This is a genomic window from Nereida ignava (assembly GCF_001049735.1).
Taxonomy (GTDB): Bacteria; Pseudomonadota; Alphaproteobacteria; order Rhodobacterales; family Rhodobacteraceae; genus Nereida; species Nereida ignava.
This window is the reverse complement of the sequence record NZ_CVPC01000003.1, coordinates 204,254-220,845: the sequence shown is the minus strand read 5'-3', so window position 1 is coordinate 220,845 and position 16,592 is coordinate 204,254. Positions and strand designations below refer to the sequence as shown.

The window sequence follows — 16,592 nt, the reverse complement described above, 5'->3', positions numbered from 1 at the left end:
CAGTTAACCAGCTTTAGCCTGCAAGCGAGACGCCTTTGCGTCCCGCAAGATCGGTAAAATACTGCCAGGCAACGCGCCCAGATCTACTGCCGCGCGTTGCTTGCCATTCAATGGCTTCGGCACGTAACTCTGCATCACCCATATCGACACCAAAAGCATCACAATATCCGCGGATCATCGCGAGGAACTGATCTTGGTCGCAAGCATGAAAGCCCAACCACAGTCCGAAACGGTCCGACAGACTGACTTTTTCTTCTACAGCTTCGGCTGGGTTAATCGCACCGCCACGCTCGTTCTCGATCATGTCACGCGGCATCAGATGGCGACGGTTTGACGTCGCATACAGCACCACATTATCAGGCCGACCTTGCACCCCGCCGTCCAACACCGCCTTGAGCGATTTGTAATGCGCATCATCGTGGCCAAAGCTGAGATCATCGCAAAACAGAATAAACCTACACTCAGGGGCATCGCGCAGCAGCTCAAGCAAACGTCCGATTGTTGGCAAGTCTTCGCGTTGAATTTCGACCAGCTTACACGAAGTTTTTTCAGCATGAACAGCGCCGTGTACAGCTTTGACAAGACTGGATTTTCCCATGCCACGCGCGCCCCATAGCAACGCATTGTTTGCTGGCATGCCGTTCGCAAACTGCTTTGTATTGGCCAACAAAGTGTCCCGCGCCCGATCGACCCCAACCAGAAGCTCTAACGGCACCCGCGAGACATCTGCGACGGGGACCAAGCAATCAGGCTCGGTCGACCAGACAAACGCGCTTGCGGCACCTAAATCAGGTTTTGAAACAGGCGGGGGCGACATACGCTCGAGTGCCTGCGCAATCCGTTCAAGCGCATCAGTTGGTAAACTCGCCGTCATCACCGGTTCTCTTCTTCGTCCGTCCCGCCGTCACCGTGCAGTTCTTCGTCCCAGAGACCCTCGTCTTTCATCTTCTGAATACGGCGCTTTTCTACGCCCTGAACCAACCAGATAGAAATCTCGTAAAGACCATAGACCACCACAAACAAGATAACTTGTGTCACAACATCAGGGGGCGTGACCAAAGCCGCCAAAACCAGAATGCCCACAACTGCGTATTTGCGCACAGCCCGCAGACCAGCGGCGCTGACCAAGCCAGCCTTGCCCATTAAGGTTAACAAAACGGGCAACTGGAAACACAGGCCGAAGGCGAAGATAAATTTCAAAGATACATCCAGGCTTTCACGCACAGAGCCCAGAAAGACTGTGCTTAGCTCATTGTTAGCCTGTGGCGCCTCACCGGTGACCAATCCTGCGATGGACGGGATGACATCAGAAAAGCCGATAAAGAAATTCATCGCCAGCGGCGTCACGACGTAGTGCGCAAACGAAGCCCCCAACATGAAAAGCGCAGGGCTTGCTATGATGAATGGCAAAAACGCGTTTTTCTCGGTCTTGTACAAACCTGGCGCAACAAAGCGCCAAAGTTGGAACGCGATTACGGGGAAGCTAAACGCAAAGCCCGCGATGACCGAAATTCGGATCAATACAAAGAACTTTTCCTGCGGTGCCGTGAAGATCAACCGCGGGTCTTCACCGCGTGAACGCAGAATGTCCGCGATCGGTTCGGCGAGAAACTCCAAGATCGGTTCGGCGATCGTAAAGCATGCCACCATCGCCACCAAAAAAGCCACCACACTGCGAATGAGCCGCGTACGCAGCTCAGTCAGATGTTCAATCAAAGGTGCGGCACTATCATCAATCTCGGCTTCGTGGGCTTGGGATGTATCGCTCATGCGTCACCTTCGGTTTTGCTTTGCGCGCTTGGCGTCGAACTGGTCGCAGGTTTTGCTGCGGCCACTTCTGCTTCGGCCTCAGCCAGCGCAGCCCGCGCCGCCTCTGCGCGTTTTTCGGCTTCTTTAATTTTGGTGGCAGCTTGAATTTTAGCAGCCGCATCACTGCGTTCGGGCGAGAGTGACGGCTCACCCTCGTCTCCGTCTTTCAATGGATCCCATGCTTCAAACGCGCGAGAGGCTTGATCAAGCTTGTCCAAACCAAGCGCCTTTTTGCTTGTCATGTTCTGAAAGTCGCGGGCCACATCCCCAACGCCTGTTGAGTTCGCCGCTTGGTTCATCGCCGATGTGAACTCGCGCGCCATGCCTTTGGCCTTGCCGGAAAAGCGCCCCAACGTGCGGAACATCTGCGGCAGGTCTTTGGGGCCCACCACAATCAACGCCACCACACCCACGACGATCATTTCGCCCCAGCCAAGTCCAAACATCTACAATTCCTTTACAAGCATTACCCGCACGCGCGGATCAGGCTTTGTCTTTTTCAGTCTCAGGTGTGACGTCTTTTGCTGCGTCCGCCTGCTCTTGCTCAAGCTCTTCCGTGCCGTCTTTGACGCCTTTTTTGAACGCGGTGATGCCTTTGCCTACTTCGCCCATCAATGACGAGACTTTGCCGCGGCCAAACAGAACCAACACGACGACTGCAATCAGCAAGAAACCCATGGGGCCAATGTTGTTCAACATGTCTAAACTCCTTCGCGCTTGGTTGCGCATCTATCTATGTTCGGCCTCAAGAAATACGCGCATTTACACGCCCTCGCCAGCGATAAACTGGCCATTAAATTACCTTTTTGGTGTTTCTCATGACAAAAACCTGTCAACTGTCAGGTAAATGTCAGGAATGCAGATTTCATTCCTAAAATTACGACCCGCTGAGGAAGAAAGTACGAATCATGCGCAAGGACCGCCTCTATCGATTGATTACCCATCTGCGCGATGGGAAATTACACCGTGCCGCTGATTTGGCCCGCGCGATGGATGTCTCAGAGCGCACTATCTACCGCGATATGGAAACGCTTGCCGCCAGCGGCGTGCCCGTTCAGGGGGAGCGCGGTGTGGGGTATTGGGTAACGGCGGCCATTACGCTTCCCCCGCTGAACCTGTCTTTGACCGAGCTTGAGGCGCTTCACGTGGGCCTTCAAGTTGTGGGCGAAGCTGCGGACGATGATCTGTCCCAAGCAGCACGGACGTTGTCCGCGAAGATCGACGCTGTGTTACCCGAAGAACGCACCAGCGCGCCGGCCTCTTGGGGCTTTGCCATATATCCGTTCGCAGATGCCGCCCGTGGGTTTCAGCATTTGCCGCAACTACGCCAAGCCATTCGTGCCCGTCAAAAGCTGAAGCTACATTACGACGGCACAGACATCGTGGTCCGCCCCCTACAGCTTGATTATTGGGGGCGCGTTTGGACGTGCGTCGTATGGAATGAAACTTCTCATGAATTCAATGAGTTGCGCGCTGATCTTATTGCAGAATGTTCAATTCTTCCGGGGCTTTTCGTGGAGGAACAAGGCAAAACCCTTGCGGATTATGCAGAACGCAAAATTACGCTCTAGAGGCGCGACACATCGTTACTTGGGAAATACAAAGCATCGATCGCGGCGCAGCATCAGCCATAAAGGCAAACCTTTTTTGGGCAAAAACACCGAAGGCACGGACGCCTTTAGGATTGAGCCATCAAAATCCATCCGGAATTCAACGAGTGAATCTTTGCCCATAAACCGTGCTCGCTCAACCACGCCGCGCGCAGGGACGCCGGTTTGGGGCGTCGGGTTCGGCCCAGCACCTTGCCGGTCGAAATCAATTTTGATGTGCTGTGGGCGAATAACAATCTCGACCTCACCACCTTCAGGCACTGCGGGGGCAAGAAACTGCCCAAAGGCGGTCTCGACCAATCCGCCATGCACGCGCCCCGGTACGATGTTAAGATCACTGAAAAAAGCCGCTGCGTCTTTGTCTACAGGACGCATGTGCACGTTATAAGGCGCACCGCGCTGCACGATCACCCCATCGCGCATAAGGGCTATTTCATCGGCCATGCGCATCGCTTCATCAGGTTCGTGTGTGACCAATAAAACGGCAGTGCCTTCTTCTTTAAGCACCTCAAGGGTTTCATCGCGGATGTCATCACGCAAGCGGTTATCAAGGCCGGAGAACGGCTCATCCATCAGCATGATTTTTGGCTGTGGCGCCAACGCACGGGCCAAAGCGATGCGCTGTTGCTCGCCACCGGACAGTTGGTGCGGATAAGCATCCGCGTAGTGGGGCAAGCCAATGCGTTTTAGCAGATGATGAACGCGCTCGGCCTTTTGCCCGCGCGATCCCCGCAGGCCAAAGGCGATATTGCCAGCAACAGTAAGGTGCGGAAATAAAGCAAAGTCCTGGAACATCAGCCCGATTGAGCGGGCCTCGGCCGGAACACGTGTGACGGTGTCGCACACCAGCTCACCATCGACCATGATTTTGCCGCTATCTTGCATCTCAACGCCGGCAATCATGCGCAGGGTCGTAGATTTCCCACAGCCGGACGGCCCCAAAAGGCACGTCACCTGCCCCGCCGCGACGCTAAGGGATACGTCGTCCACAACCTTGCGACCGCCAAAGCTGCGGTTCAGGTTTGTCACTTCAAGACGCGGCGCATCGGTGGCTACGGATGTGGGCATGAATGCGATGTATCCTATTTCCGAGCAAAACAATCAGGCTCGGTTCCGCACATAGCAACCGCACCGCACCTTGCCAAGACATTGCGGCCTTTCAACATGTCGCACGCAGTCGAATGAAAGCCTGTGTATTAAACGCAAAAGGCGGGATGCCATGCTTGACACCCCGCCCCTCTCAAAATTCAGACTGGATCAGACCATCAGAGGGTCGCGTTCACCGCGCCACCATCAAGCAAGACGTTTTGCCCCACCATAAAGCCCGCATACTGCGAACACATAAACGCACAGGCAGCACCAAACTCTTGACGAGTGCCGTAGCGGCCAGCTGGAATAGTCGCTGCGCGTTGCGCTTTGGCCTCATCCATGGATATGCCCTGCGCGTTCATCACGCCCGTATCAAGGGCGATCGCACGATCAGTAGCGTGGATACCGGGCATAAGGTTGTTGATGGTCACACCGTGGCCCGCTACCTGACGTGCCGTACCGGCCACATACCCCGTCAAACCTGCGCGTGCAGAGTTCGACAGTCCCAAGACAGCGATCGGCGCTTTGACAGATACGGACGTAATGTTGACCACACGGCCCCAGCCTTTTTCCATCATTGAGGGCAGCAGTGCCTTCATCAACGCTATCGGCGCCAGCATATTTGCATCAAGTGCTGCAATGAAATCATCACGCTCCCAAACGGTCCACATACCCGGAGGCGGACCACCGGCGTTGGTGACCAAAATATCGACACCTTCAGAGGCGGCCAAAACATCAGCCTGGCCGTTTTGCGTGGTCACATCTGCCGCGACTGTTGTCACACTCACACCAAAACGCGCACGAATATCGGCGGCAGCAGCTTCCAAAGCCTCTTCACCCCGTGCGTTCATTACCAAATCAACACCAGCCTCAGCCAAACTCTCGGCACATCCAAGCCCCAGCCCTTTGGAGGAGGCACATACAAGCGCGCGCTTTCCGCGTAGTCCTAAATCCATGTCATCTCTGCCTTTAGATTTGTGTTGCAATGGCTGGCAACTTCTCATCTGAGCGCGCGGCACACCAGTGGTGTTTTACACCGAATTGAACATTATTTCCCCGCGCGCGTTCAATTTATAACCGCACGTCAAAAAATATGCCTTTGCATTGTCCTAAAGCTGACAAAATCTTAAGCAAGGTACTGTAGCTAGTGATGCGGCGTGTCGGTGGACAATTAGCCCGCGCCCAACGTTCTAATGAGTAGAGAGCTCACCCAAATGCCTGCCCGCGTTCAATCATTTTCGGTCCTGAAAGCAGCGGCGTTACGCGTCACTTCCGGCGTTAACCACGGCGAGGCAATGGGCTTGGCCGAAGATGTGCTGTTGGAAGATGTCTATGAACTGGTCAGCGATGCAGCACTGCATACACTTACGGTGCACAACACACACGCGGCCCGACAAAGCACCTCAAGCATCCATGCAACCTCAAAACTGGGACGTGCAGGCTCAACACTTGCCATCGACAGCGCCATGACGCTGATGGCACCTGATGGTCACACCCTTGAGTTGCTTGTTCTGGTCGAAGTCATCGACGGCGGGCTTGAACAAATCCTGCTTTTGCCACTTGGCATAATTGAACGAAAAACCCCCTACACTTTAGTAGGCACCACACGCACAGATCTATATCAACGCCTCAACCGAATGATGGCAGCTGCTTTTTTCAGCGGCACACGTATCACAATGGCCTCGGGCGAACAGCGTGCGGTTGAGAAGCTGGCGGCGGGCGACCGTGTTTTGACGCGGGATGGCGGAGCGCAAGAAATCCGCTGGATCGGTCAGCGAACGGAACGCGCCAACAGCACGATGGCGCCGGTGTTGATCAAAAAAGGTGTGCTGAATAACTCAGCCGATTTGCGCATCAGCCCCCATCACCGCCTATTCATTTATCAACGCCATGACGAAATTGGTACAGGGCGCGCCGAAGTGATGGTCCAAGCACGCCACCTCATCAACGGTACATCCGTTGTTCAAGAGGCAGGCGGCTTTGCGGATTATTATCAACTTCTCTTTGATCAGCACCACATAATCTATGCAGAAGGCATCGCGGCAGAATCCATGCAAATGGATGCCAGCGCCCGCGGTATGATCCCGAAACCTTTGGCCGAAACACTGATGCACCGGCATATAACCGACGGGCCTGCAACAGACCTTAGCTTTGAAATTGCCGAAGGGATGCTCACGGGAAATACCGTTGAGTTACTGCGCCGCGCTTCAGGTGGCTAGCCGCCAAACGCGCCCCACAATATCCCACTTTCCCAAGCCCCCTAGGGGCGCTATAGCGGGCTTATGTTAGATACACCGCTTGTCCTTGCGCCCGAAATTGCGCGCCGCCGCACCTTCGCGATCATCAGCCACCCCGATGCTGGTAAGACCACACTTACCGAGAAGTTTCTGCTATATGGTGGTGCGATCCAGATGGCGGGACAAGTACGGGCAAAAGGTGAAGCGCGCCGCACCCGCTCAGACTTTATGCAGATGGAAAAAGACCGCGGCATTTCGGTTTCCGCATCGGCCATGTCGTTCGATTTTGCCACAGGCGAGGACAGCTACCGGTTCAACCTTGTGGACACGCCCGGTCACTCGGACTTTTCCGAGGACACCTACCGCACCCTAACTGCTGTTGACGCGGCAGTGATGGTGATCGACGGGGCAAAAGGCGTTGAAAGCCAAACCCAAAAACTGTTTGAAGTATGCCGCCTTCGTGATCTGCCCATTTTGACATTCTGTAACAAGATGGACCGAGAAAGCCGCGATACTTTTGAGATTATTGACGAAATTCAAGAAAACCTAGCGATTGATGTTACCCCTGCCTCGTGGCCCATTGGGCGCGGCCGTGACTTCATCGGATGTTATGACATTTTGCGCGACGAGTTGCAGTTGATGGACCGCGCAGACCGAAACACAGTCGCCTCAGCTGTAAAGATCAAAGGCCTCGACGATCCAAAACTGGCAGAACTGGTCCCCGCTGACCTGCTGGAAACGTTCTTGGAAGAAATCGAGATGGCGCGCGAATTGATGCCGCCACTGAATGCACAAGCACTTCTTGAAGGGACGATGACACCCATTTGGTTTGGCTCTGCGATCAACTCATTTGGCGTACAGGAACTGATGGACGGCATCGCCACATACGGCCCAGAGCCACAGCCCCAAAGGGCCGACCCGCGCGCCATTTCACCAGATGAAAAGAAAGTGGCAGGGTTTGTGTTTAAAGTGCAAGCCAACATGGATCCAAAGCACCGTGACCGCGTGGCCTTCGTTCGGCTGGCGTCGGGGCACTTTAAGCGGGGCATGAAACTGACCCATGTGCGCTCCAAAAAACCGATGGCAATTTCAAACCCCGTGCTATTCCTCGCGTCCGATCGTGAATTGGCGGAAGAGGCATGGGCCGGCGACATCATCGGCATTCCAAACCACGGCCAGCTGCGGATTGGTGATACGTTGACCGAAGGCGAGGCATTGCGCGTTGCGGGCATCCCATCGTTTGCCCCGGAGTTGCTGCAAACCTGCCGCGCCGGTGATCCAATGAAAGCCAAGCACCTTGAAAAGGCGTTGATGCAATTTGCCGAAGAAGGTGCTGCAAAAGTGTTTAAACCCACATTCGGCTCTGGCTTTATTGTCGGCGTGGTTGGCGCATTGCAGTTTGAAGTTTTGGCCAGCCGCATTGAGATGGAATACGGCCTGCCCGTACGTTTTGAGGCATCGCAATTTACCTCAGCGCGGTGGGTTCAGGGCCAAAAGCCCGCAGTTGATGCATTCGTTGCCGCCAACAAACAGCATATCGCAACGGATAATGACGGCGACACCGTGTTTTTGACCCGCCTTCAGTGGGATATTGACCGCGTTGGCCGCGACTACCCAGATGTCAGCCTGACCGGCACCAAAGAAATGATGGTTTAGCGCGCCAATCTTTATTCAAGACGGCAGCGCGATTCTTGCCCTGCCGTCTGTTGGTCTAAGTGGCGCACTGCGAGCAAATTTACCCCACATTCTTCGGCCAGATGGTGCATTTATCACCCATTCATGGTGGATTAACCCCAGCCATCAGTCATCTTGGCTTAGGCGTTTGACCCACACGGACTTATCCCCTAGACCTTGGCCAGCGCATCTTAGGGGCTGTTGATCCCATGGCCAAACCGGGCCACGCGCAGACCAATCGGCGGGCCAAGATCGTGTCCGCACTAAACGCGGATTTACATGACAACTTTTGCTGATCTGAACCTTGATAAAAAGGTCCTCAAAGCCGTCGAAGAGACCGGCTATACGTCCCCCACCCCCATTCAAGCCGGCGCGATCCCTCCTGCGCTCGAAGGCCGCGACGTTCTAGGCATCGCCCAAACAGGTACCGGAAAAACGGCCAGTTTCACCCTGCCGATGATTTCGATGCTCAAACGTGGCCGCGCCCGCGCACGGATGCCCCGCAGCCTTGTCTTGGCCCCGACCCGCGAGTTGGCAGCCCAAGTGGCGGAAAACTTCGACGCCTACGCCAAGCACACCAAGCTGACCAAAGCGCTTCTTATCGGCGGTGTTTCATTCAAAGAACAAGACATCCTGATCGACAAAGGTGTCGATGTTCTCATCGCCACGCCGGGTCGTTTGCTGGATCACTTCGAGCGCGGCAAGTTGATCTTGTCAGACGTGAAAATTATGGTCATCGACGAAGCGGACCGGATGCTCGACATGGGCTTTATCCCCGACATCGAGCGTATCTTTGGCCTCACGCCATTCACCCGTCAGACATTGTTTTTTAGCGCGACAATGGCACCCGAGATTGAGCGGATCACAAACACTTTTCTGTCGAACCCCGCCAAAGTTGAAGTTGCCCGCGCCGCAACCACGAACGACAATATCACCCAGTCCGTCTATATGTTCAAAGGCTCGCGCCGTGACCGTCAGGACAGTGAAAAGCGCAAACTTTTGCGCCAGCTGATCCAACGTGAAGCAGATGAGTGCCGTAACGGTATCATCTTTTGCAACCGCAAGATGGACGTAGATATCGTAGCGAAGTCCATGAAGAAATACGGCCTTGATGCAGCCCCTATCCACGGTGATCTGGAGCAAAGCAAGCGTATGGAAACACTTGCAGCGTTCCGCGATGGTAGCCTGCGTTTCTTGGTGGCTTCTGATGTTGCCGCCCGCGGGTTGGATGTGCCGAACGTTAGCCATGTGTTCAACTATGACGTTCCCTCACATGCTGAGGACTACGTCCACCGTATTGGTCGGACAGGCCGCGCAGGTAACACCGGAACGGCAATAATGATCTGCATCCCGCGGGATGAGAAAAACCTCGCGGATATCGAAAGCCTTGTGAAGCAGGAAATCCCCCGCGGTGATCTGCCTGAAGGGTCAAAAACTGCAGCACAAGCCGACACGCCTAAAGACGGTGCCGCAGAAACGCCAGCTGCAGACGCGGATGAAAAGCCAAAGTCACGGTCGCGCAGCCGGTCACGGTCGCGCAAAAAGCCCGAGACAGCTGCAGTAGACGTGGTTGAGACGCAGACCGAGACACCTCAGGATGTGGCAGCGACTAATGGCGATGCAGACAAAGACGCCGAGCAGCCAACCGCGCCTCAAGACAACGCACGCCAAGCCGACACAAATGAGCGCCCTCGCCGTTCACGCGGCGGACGCGGTCGTGGCCGAAATGGTGGGAATGACAACAATGGTCCACGTTTTGAGGGCCTTGGCGATCACACTCCTGCGTTCATCGCGCAAAGCTTTGCGGAACGTCGTGCTAATGATGCCAAAACGTTTAAGTCTGCACCTGTGAAAGAGACTGCTGCAGCCAGTGACGAAGAAGAATAGCAAAAGCGGCAGGCACACTTAGGGCCAGCCGAACTAAATACAAGAAAGGCTGGAAACCGCGAGGTCTCCAGCCTTTTTATTTGGTCTGAGCAATGATTAGCTGAGGCGGCTAATCACGCAAGTGACCTCTACTTTTTTGCCGATCTCTTGCTGGCAGGTACGGCGCGCTTGGCGCTTTAGCTGCTCTTCAAGTTTGTCATCATCTGCCACAGTACGATCATCGGCCCGCATAATCAGCTGACCAAGATCCTGCTCAAGGACATCAACCAGCGGCGCGTTTGATGTGCCAACTTCGGCGATGCCCTTCACCTCACACCATGGCTCACCAAGCGGTTCACCGTCTTCGTCGATGATTACCGTGACAATCACATGGCCGTTCAGCGCCATCTTAACACGATCGCGTACAATGCCGTCCAACATGCCGACTTTGACTGAGCCGTCCAGATATGTCCGACCCGTTTCAACGTAGCCACCTACTTTGGGGGCATTGCCAGTCAGGTCGATCATCGTGCCGTTTACGGCGACAACTGCGCTCATACCCTTAGCAGTACACAGCTTGGTATGTTCACGAAGGTGACGGTGCTCACCGTGCATTGGTATCACCACTTGTGGCTTCACAAGCTGGTGCATCTCTTCCAGATCCGGACGGTTCGCGTGCCCCGACACGTGATAGGCACCGGAGTAATCATCAATCACATCCACGCCCAATTCACTGAACTGGTTCATGATTTTGATAACACCACGCTCGTTGCCGGGAATGGTTTTTGATGAGAACAGGAACGTGTCGCCTGCCTTCATCGTAATGCCGCGGTACTTACCGTTGGCAAGTTGGGCAGAGGCCGCACGGCGTTCGCCTTGGCTACCTGTCACCAAGAGCATCACGTTTTGGCGGGGAATTTGTGTCGCTTCTTCTGCAGAGATCGTGCTGGGGAAGTCCGTCAGAATACCTGTTTCTGTGCCCGCTTGGACCATCTTGCCCATGGCACGGCCCAATAAACAAACAGAACGCCCTGCCGCAATGCCTGCGTCCGCCAATGTTTGTAAACGTGCAATGTTGCTGGCGAAAGTGGTAGCAACCACCATGCCCTCTTGCTCTGCGATCAGTTCCGTAATGGCAGGTTTCAACGTCGATTCAGAGCGGCCTGCATCGCGCGAGAATACGTTTGTGCTGTCACAAACCAACGCTTTGACTGTCCCAAACGAGGACCACAACTCGCGATCAAACGCCTCGCCCACAACGGGGTTCGTATCAATTTTGAAATCCCCCGTGTGCACGATGCGCCCTGCAGGAGTATCGATGACAAGGCCAGAGCTTTCAGGGATCGAATGCGAGATCGGCACAAAACCCACTTTGAACGGACCCGTCTCAACTGTCTCAGGCCAAGGGCTAACCGTGTGCAGCGCATCAGTATCCGCGCCATGCTCTTCCATCTTGCGGCGGGCAATATTCGCTGTGAACGCACGGGTATAGATTGGGGCCTTAAGGCGCTCCCAAAGGTGACCAACTGCGCCCACGTGGTCTTCGTGCGCGTGGGTGATGAACACGCCGTCGATACGGTCACGCCGCTCAACAAGCCATGACACATCGGGCAAAATCAAATCGACACCGGGGGTACTGTCCATGTCAGGGAAAGTCACACCAAGATCGACAACAATCAGACGCTCTTTATGTTCGGGGCCATATCCGTAGACATAGCAATTCATCCCCACTTCGCCGGCACCGCCGAGGGGTAGGTAAATCAGCCGTTCGCTGCTCATAACGTATTATTATCCTTGTTGTATTTATAGATGACGGTCAGGCCGTGCATCGTCAAAAACTCTTCATATTCGTCAAATAGCGCATGTCCTTGTTGGAACAACGGGGCCAGCCCGCCAGTGGAGACGACGCGCATCTGCCGTCCCTGTTCCGCTTTGATACGATCACAAATGCCGTTGATTAGGCCGACATAACCCCAAAAGATCCCCGACTGCATACAAGCAACCGTGTTGGTGCCAATCACACGCTCGGGCTTGGTCACATCCACATGGGGCAATGCAGCCGCCGCTTGGTGGAGCGCCTCTAGTGACAAATTCACCCCCGGCGCGATGACCCCGCCGATATAGGCCCCGTCTGTGTCGACAACATCAAAAGTTGTCGCCGTCCCGAAATCTACGACAATCAGATCACCGCCAAAAAGGCTGTGTCCGGCAACAGTATTTACCAAACGGTCCGGTCCAACTTGGGTACCGCCATCGACGCGCACATCCACGGGCAGCAAACAATCGGGTTTACCCACAACAAGCGGGCGGCAATTGAAATAGCGGTCTGCAAACACCCGTAAGTTGAACACAACCCGCGGAACTGTTGAGCTGATGATGACATCCGTGATCTCAACATCAACTTTCTGGAAAGACATCAGTGTCGACAGCCAGACATAGTATTGATCCGCCGTGCGCTGGTGCTCGGTCGATGTCCGCCAATTTGCAATGAAATGCTCGCCGTCCCAAATTGAGAAGACGGTGTTGGTGTTGCCGCAATCGATCGCCAGTAACATTCCGCACGCCTCCTAAAAATATACGTCGGCGGCCGTGACGGTTTCACGGCCCTTGGGGGTCTCTAATACAAGATTGCCCTCCGCGTCCACATCTCGAAAGGTTCCAGTGATTGTGTCGCGGGACGTTCGGGCGGTAATCACCTCACCCAGACGGGCGGCGCGTGACAGCCATTGTGCCCGAATGTGATCAAATCCTTCGGTCCCAAGAAGCGCTTCTTGCGATGCGTATTTTGCCGCAAGTATGTTCAAGAACGTCTTCGGTGTCGGAGGCTCGACCTGCGTATCAAGATGCAGTGCGACCGCTGTCGGCTCGAATGCGGCGTCCTCAATTACGGGTGCATGGGCAAGGTTCACACCAATGCCAATCGACAACCAATTCAACTGAGCCCCGCCAGACGCCTCAAGCAAAATTCCGGCAACTTTACCGCCCGACAGTAATACATCGTTAGGCCATTTCAACGCCAGCTTGGACACGGGAACAAACGCGCTTAAGGCGTCAAACAATGCATTGGCTGCTAAAAAACTGCGCTGCGCCCCTTGCTGGGCCGAACAGTCGGGCTTGAACACAAGAGTGGCAGCAAGATTACCTGTGGGGTGCCCCCAAGATCGACCAGACCTGCCGCGTCCGGCGGACTGGGCATCGGCCCTTATCCATGTGGGAGATGTAAGCGGCGGCGCGCGCCGCGCCGCCTCTGCCATTGTGCTGTCAACTTGATCTAACTCGATCAAATCGACGCCTGTTGGCCAATCAGTTGACAAGTGATGCCGCTGCCAACGCTGCTGGTGCCTCAATGCCGAACAAGTTGATCACACCCAACAGCATTGCCGCAGCAGAACCGACAAGGAACAACTTCAGCACCGGCGTTGCCTTTACGGAAATGTCGTCCTGCGCTTCACCGAAGTACATGAAGTAGACGATGCGCAGATAGTAGAAAGCACCAATCACCGATGCAATCACACCTGCAATCGCCAACCATGACAGACCGGCATCTACCGCTGCAACAAGCACGCCGTATTTGCCAAAGAAACCCAACATGGGCGGCACACCCGCAAGGCTGAACATCAGTACCAACATAGCCAAGGCCTGAACCGGTTCACGGCTTGCCAAGCTGTTCAACGACGAAATATTTGTCACGGGTTGGCCTTCTTTGTTCATCGACAGGATGAACGCAAACGTACCAATGTTCATGGTTACATAAATCGCCATGTAAATCAGCATTGCCTGCACACCCAAGGCGGTACCCGCTGCAAGACCCATCAGAGCAAAACCCATGTGCGCAATGGACGAGTACGCCATCAGACGCTTGATGTCGGTCTGTCCAATCGCTGCGATGGCACCAAGGAACATAGATAGAACCGCAAGGAAGGCCACGATTTGCTGCCAGTCAGCAACTGACGTACCGAAAGCATCGTGCATCACGCGTGCGAATAAGCCCATGGCAGCAACTTTGGGTGCGGTTGCGAAGAAAGCCGTAACCGGTGTTGGCGCGCCTTCGTATACGTCTGGTGTCCACATATGGAACGGTGCAGCAGACACTTTGAACGCAAGACCTACAGACAAGAAAACCAAACCGAAGATCAGGCCAAGCGACATAGGCCCGTCACCTGCGGCATCGACGATGCCAGTGAACAAGGTTGCGCCCGCATAACCGTATGTCAGCGACGCGCCATAGAGCAACAAGCCAGATGACAGCGCACCCAACACAAAATACTTCAGGCCCGCTTCTGTAGATTTGACATTGTCACGGCGCAGCGATGCGACCACATAAAGCGCGAGGGACTGCAGCTCGAGCCCCATGTACAGCGCCATCAAATCACCAGCAGACACCATGACCATCATACCGACGGCTGCTAGGGCAACCAACAGCGGGTACTCAAAACGCAGCAGATCACGGCGCGTCATATACTCTTCCGACATCAACAAAACCGCGGCTGCCGACAACAGAATTGTGACTTTTGCAAAGCGCGAGAACGCATCGTCCACAAACATACCACCGAAAGCCACAGATGTGCCCTCGCCCGATGTTGCAATCCACGCGGCCATGCCGACGAATACGATCGACGTCATCCAAAGCGACAAGCGCGCCATGGCATCCTTGCCTGTGTAGACAATCGCAATCAGCGCAACCATGGCATAAAGCGCCAGCACAATTTCCGGCAGCATAGTGTTGATGTCAGCAGTCATAGCTCAGATCCTTTAGTGCGCCGCGATTTCAGCGGTTTGGGCTGCCGCGTCAAATGCGCTGACGGCCACGTCATAGTTTTGAACAAGGGCGGAAACCGATGGTCCGATGATGTCTGTCACCAAGCTAGGATAGATCCCCAACAACAGCGTCATCACCACGAGTGGTGCAAAGATTGCACGCTCAAGACGGGTCATATCGGTAATTGTTTTCAGGCTTTCCTTGATCAGGTCACCCATCACCACACGGCGGTAGAGCCACAACGCGTAACCAGCGGACAAGATCACACCCGTCGCAGCGACCATTGCCACCCATGTGTTCACCTGGAACACGCCAATGATGGTCAGGAATTCACCTACGAAGCCGGACGTCCCCGGCAGGCCAACGTTTGCCATGGTGAAGAACATGAACACCAACGCATATGCAGGCATCCGGTTCACAAGCCCACCATAAGCATCGATATCGCGTGTGTGCATCCGATCATAAATAACACCGACACATAAGAACAGTGCGCCAGAGATAAAGCCGTGGCTGATCATCTGGAAAATCGCACCATCAACACCTTGCTGGTTCGCAGCGAAGATACCCATCGTCACAAAGCCCATGTGCGCAACAGATGAGTAGGCAATCAGCTTTTTCATGTCCTCTTGGACCAATGCGACAAGCGATGTGTAGACAATCGCAATGGCTGACATCCACAACACCAGCGGTGAAAGGATCTCAGAGCCGACGGGGAACATAGGCAGTGAGAAACGCAAGAAACCGTAGCCGCCCATCTTGAGCAAGATCGCCGCCAGAACGACAGACCCCGCTGTTGGCGCCTGAACGTGTGCATCAGGCAACCATGTGTGCACCGGCCACATGGGCATCTTTACCGCGAAGCTTGCGAAGAATGCCAAGAACAACAGCGTCTGCAAACCGCCCAAGATGTGGAAGCCGAACAGGTCCAAAACCGCGCTGTCAAATTCAAAGCTCAGCAGTGTAGGGATGTCGGTCGTGCCAGCCTCGATATACATCGTGACCATCGCAACCAACATGAGAACCGAGCCAAGGAACGTATAAAGGAAGAACTTGAACGACGCGTAGATACGGTTCGCCCCGCCCCAAATGCCGATGATGAGGAACATAGGGATCAGGCCGGCCTCAAAGAACAGATAGAACAGCACCATGTCCAACGCGCAGAAAACACCCAGCATAAGTGTTTCGAGCAGCAAGAACGCGATCATATATTCTTTGACGCGGTGCGTCACACCCCAGCACGACGCAATCACAAGCGGCATGAGGAATGTGGTCAGCATCACAAACAGCACGCTGATCCCGTCAACGCCCATTTTGTATGTCAGACCCATCAACCATGTGTGTTCTTCGACAAACTGGAAGCCCGTGTTCGACGCGTCAAAACCGGTAAGAATGAAGATCGAAAAAACGAACGTTGCAGCGGTGGCCCACAAGGCTACCCACTTTGCGTTGCGCTGTGCTGCTTCGTCGTCGCCCCGCAAAAATAGCGCCAAAATGAGCGCGCCAAGCAGCGGCAGAAAAGTGACAATGGAGAGAAGGTTATCCATGGGT

15 protein-coding genes are annotated in these 16,592 nt (G+C 54.6%); 4 read left to right on the top strand and 11 right to left on the bottom strand.

Annotated features, from left to right (window positions below):
• Positions 1–13: 13 nt before the first annotated feature.
• Genes NIG5292_RS03270 through NIG5292_RS03255 form a run of 4 tightly spaced genes read right to left on the bottom strand, consistent with a single transcriptional unit; the run spans position 14 to position 2,508 of the window.
• Entirely contained in the window at positions 14–874 is an 861-nt protein-coding gene (locus NIG5292_RS03270; RefSeq protein ID WP_048597964.1) for an ATP-binding protein, read from the bottom strand.
• Positions 874–1,770, bottom strand: coding sequence for a twin-arginine translocase subunit TatC (tatC, locus tag NIG5292_RS03265; protein WP_048597962.1), 897 nt, complete (start codon positions 1,768–1,770; stop codon positions 874–876). Before tatC ends, NIG5292_RS03270 begins: the two co-directional genes overlap by 1 nt.
• A complete protein-coding gene (gene tatB, locus NIG5292_RS03260) occupies positions 1,767–2,255 on the bottom strand; it encodes a Sec-independent protein translocase protein TatB (protein ID WP_048597961.1) in 489 nt (162 codons plus the stop codon). The genes tatC and tatB overlap by 4 nt, the downstream gene beginning before the upstream one ends.
• A 37-nt stretch (positions 2,256–2,292) precedes the next feature.
• Entirely contained in the window at positions 2,293–2,508 is a 216-nt protein-coding gene (locus NIG5292_RS03255) for a twin-arginine translocase TatA/TatE family subunit (RefSeq protein WP_048597959.1), read from the bottom strand.
• 206 nt (positions 2,509–2,714) lie between these two features.
• Here NIG5292_RS03255 and NIG5292_RS03250 point away from each other — a divergent pair, with 206 nt between their 5' ends.
• Entirely contained in the window at positions 2,715–3,380 is a 666-nt protein-coding gene (locus NIG5292_RS03250) for a helix-turn-helix transcriptional regulator (protein ID WP_048597957.1), read from the top strand.
• Positions 3,381–3,395: 15 nt separating this feature from the next.
• Here the strand turns inward: NIG5292_RS03250 and NIG5292_RS03245 are convergent, their stop codons facing one another.
• Positions 3,396–4,487 (bottom strand): ABC transporter ATP-binding protein, encoded by a 1,092-nt coding sequence (locus NIG5292_RS03245; protein ID WP_048597955.1) that lies wholly within the window; start codon positions 4,485–4,487, stop codon positions 3,396–3,398.
• A gap of 197 nt (positions 4,488–4,684) precedes the next feature.
• Entirely contained in the window at positions 4,685–5,464 is a 780-nt protein-coding gene (locus NIG5292_RS03240; RefSeq protein WP_048597953.1) for an SDR family oxidoreductase, read from the bottom strand.
• Positions 5,465–5,722: 258 nt separating this feature from the next.
• Here NIG5292_RS03240 and NIG5292_RS03235 point away from each other — a divergent pair, with 258 nt between their 5' ends.
• The 3 genes from NIG5292_RS03235 to NIG5292_RS03225 all read left to right on the top strand — a co-directional run bounded on the left by NIG5292_RS03235 (position 5,723) and on the right by NIG5292_RS03225 (position 10,306).
• Positions 5,723–6,727 carry a Hint domain-containing protein gene (locus NIG5292_RS03235; RefSeq protein ID WP_048597952.1) on the top strand — a complete coding sequence of 335 codons (1,005 nt, stop codon included), beginning with the start codon at positions 5,723–5,725 and terminating at the stop codon, positions 6,725–6,727.
• Positions 6,728–6,790: 63 nt separating this feature from the next.
• Positions 6,791–8,401 carry a peptide chain release factor 3 gene (locus NIG5292_RS03230; protein WP_048597950.1) on the top strand — a complete coding sequence of 537 codons (1,611 nt, stop codon included), beginning with the start codon at positions 6,791–6,793 and terminating at the stop codon, positions 8,399–8,401.
• Between the two features lie 297 nt (positions 8,402–8,698).
• Complete coding sequence (locus NIG5292_RS03225) at positions 8,699–10,306, top strand: DEAD/DEAH box helicase (RefSeq protein ID WP_082136605.1); 1,608 nt, start codon at positions 8,699–8,701, stop codon at positions 10,304–10,306.
• A gap of 96 nt (positions 10,307–10,402) precedes the next feature.
• Here the strand turns inward: NIG5292_RS03225 and NIG5292_RS03220 are convergent, their stop codons facing one another.
• Genes NIG5292_RS03220 through NIG5292_RS03200 form a run of 5 tightly spaced genes read right to left on the bottom strand, consistent with a single transcriptional unit; the run spans position 10,403 to position 16,588 of the window.
• Entirely contained in the window at positions 10,403–12,064 is a 1,662-nt protein-coding gene (locus tag NIG5292_RS03220; RefSeq protein WP_048597948.1) for a ribonuclease J, read from the bottom strand.
• A complete protein-coding gene (locus NIG5292_RS03215) occupies positions 12,061–12,840 on the bottom strand; it encodes a type III pantothenate kinase (protein ID WP_048597946.1) in 780 nt (259 codons plus the stop codon). Before NIG5292_RS03215 ends, NIG5292_RS03220 begins: the two co-directional genes overlap by 4 nt.
• Before the next feature lie 12 nt (positions 12,841–12,852).
• Complete coding sequence (locus tag NIG5292_RS03210) at positions 12,853–13,599, bottom strand: biotin--[acetyl-CoA-carboxylase] ligase (protein WP_048597944.1); 747 nt, start codon at positions 13,597–13,599, stop codon at positions 12,853–12,855.
• The gene (gene nuoN, locus NIG5292_RS03205) at positions 13,589–15,025 is read right to left on the bottom strand and encodes an NADH-quinone oxidoreductase subunit NuoN (RefSeq protein ID WP_048597942.1); all 1,437 of its coding nucleotides are present in this window, start codon (positions 15,023–15,025) and stop codon (positions 13,589–13,591) included. The genes NIG5292_RS03210 and nuoN overlap by 11 nt, the downstream gene beginning before the upstream one ends.
• A 12-nt stretch (positions 15,026–15,037) precedes the next feature.
• Positions 15,038–16,588 carry an NADH-quinone oxidoreductase subunit M gene (locus NIG5292_RS03200; RefSeq protein WP_048597940.1) on the bottom strand — a complete coding sequence of 517 codons (1,551 nt, stop codon included), beginning with the start codon at positions 16,586–16,588 and terminating at the stop codon, positions 15,038–15,040.
• Between the last annotated feature and the right edge of the window lie 4 nt (positions 16,589–16,592).

Coding starts and splice junctions, on each gene's coding strand:
- nuoN (WP_048597942.1), bottom strand. CDS start 15,025: ATGACTGCTGACATCAACACTATGCTGCCGGAAATTGTGCTGGCGCTT.
- NIG5292_RS03255 (WP_048597959.1), bottom strand. CDS start 2,508: ATGTTGAACAACATTGGCCCCATGGGTTTCTTGCTGATTGCAGTCGTC.
- NIG5292_RS03220 (WP_048597948.1), bottom strand. CDS start 12,064: ATGAGCAGCGAACGGCTGATTTACCTACCCCTCGGCGGTGCCGGCGAA.
- tatC (WP_048597962.1), bottom strand. CDS start 1,770: ATGAGCGATACATCCCAAGCCCACGAAGCCGAGATTGATGATAGTGCC.
- NIG5292_RS03230 (WP_048597950.1), top strand. CDS start 6,791: ATGTTAGATACACCGCTTGTCCTTGCGCCCGAAATTGCGCGCCGCCGC.
- NIG5292_RS03215 (WP_048597946.1), bottom strand. CDS start 12,840: ATGTTACTGGCGATCGATTGCGGCAACACCAACACCGTCTTCTCAATT.
- NIG5292_RS03200 (WP_048597940.1), bottom strand. CDS start 16,588: ATGGATAACCTTCTCTCCATTGTCACTTTTCTGCCGCTGCTTGGCGCG.
- NIG5292_RS03235 (WP_048597952.1), top strand. CDS start 5,723: ATGCCTGCCCGCGTTCAATCATTTTCGGTCCTGAAAGCAGCGGCGTTA.
- NIG5292_RS03240 (WP_048597953.1), bottom strand. CDS start 5,464: ATGGATTTAGGACTACGCGGAAAGCGCGCGCTTGTATGTGCCTCCTCC.
- NIG5292_RS03245 (WP_048597955.1), bottom strand. CDS start 4,487: ATGCCCACATCCGTAGCCACCGATGCGCCGCGTCTTGAAGTGACAAAC.
- NIG5292_RS03225 (WP_082136605.1), top strand. CDS start 8,699: ATGACAACTTTTGCTGATCTGAACCTTGATAAAAAGGTCCTCAAAGCC.
- NIG5292_RS03270 (WP_048597964.1), bottom strand. CDS start 874: ATGACGGCGAGTTTACCAACTGATGCGCTTGAACGGATTGCGCAGGCA.
- tatB (WP_048597961.1), bottom strand. CDS start 2,255: ATGTTTGGACTTGGCTGGGGCGAAATGATCGTCGTGGGTGTGGTGGCG.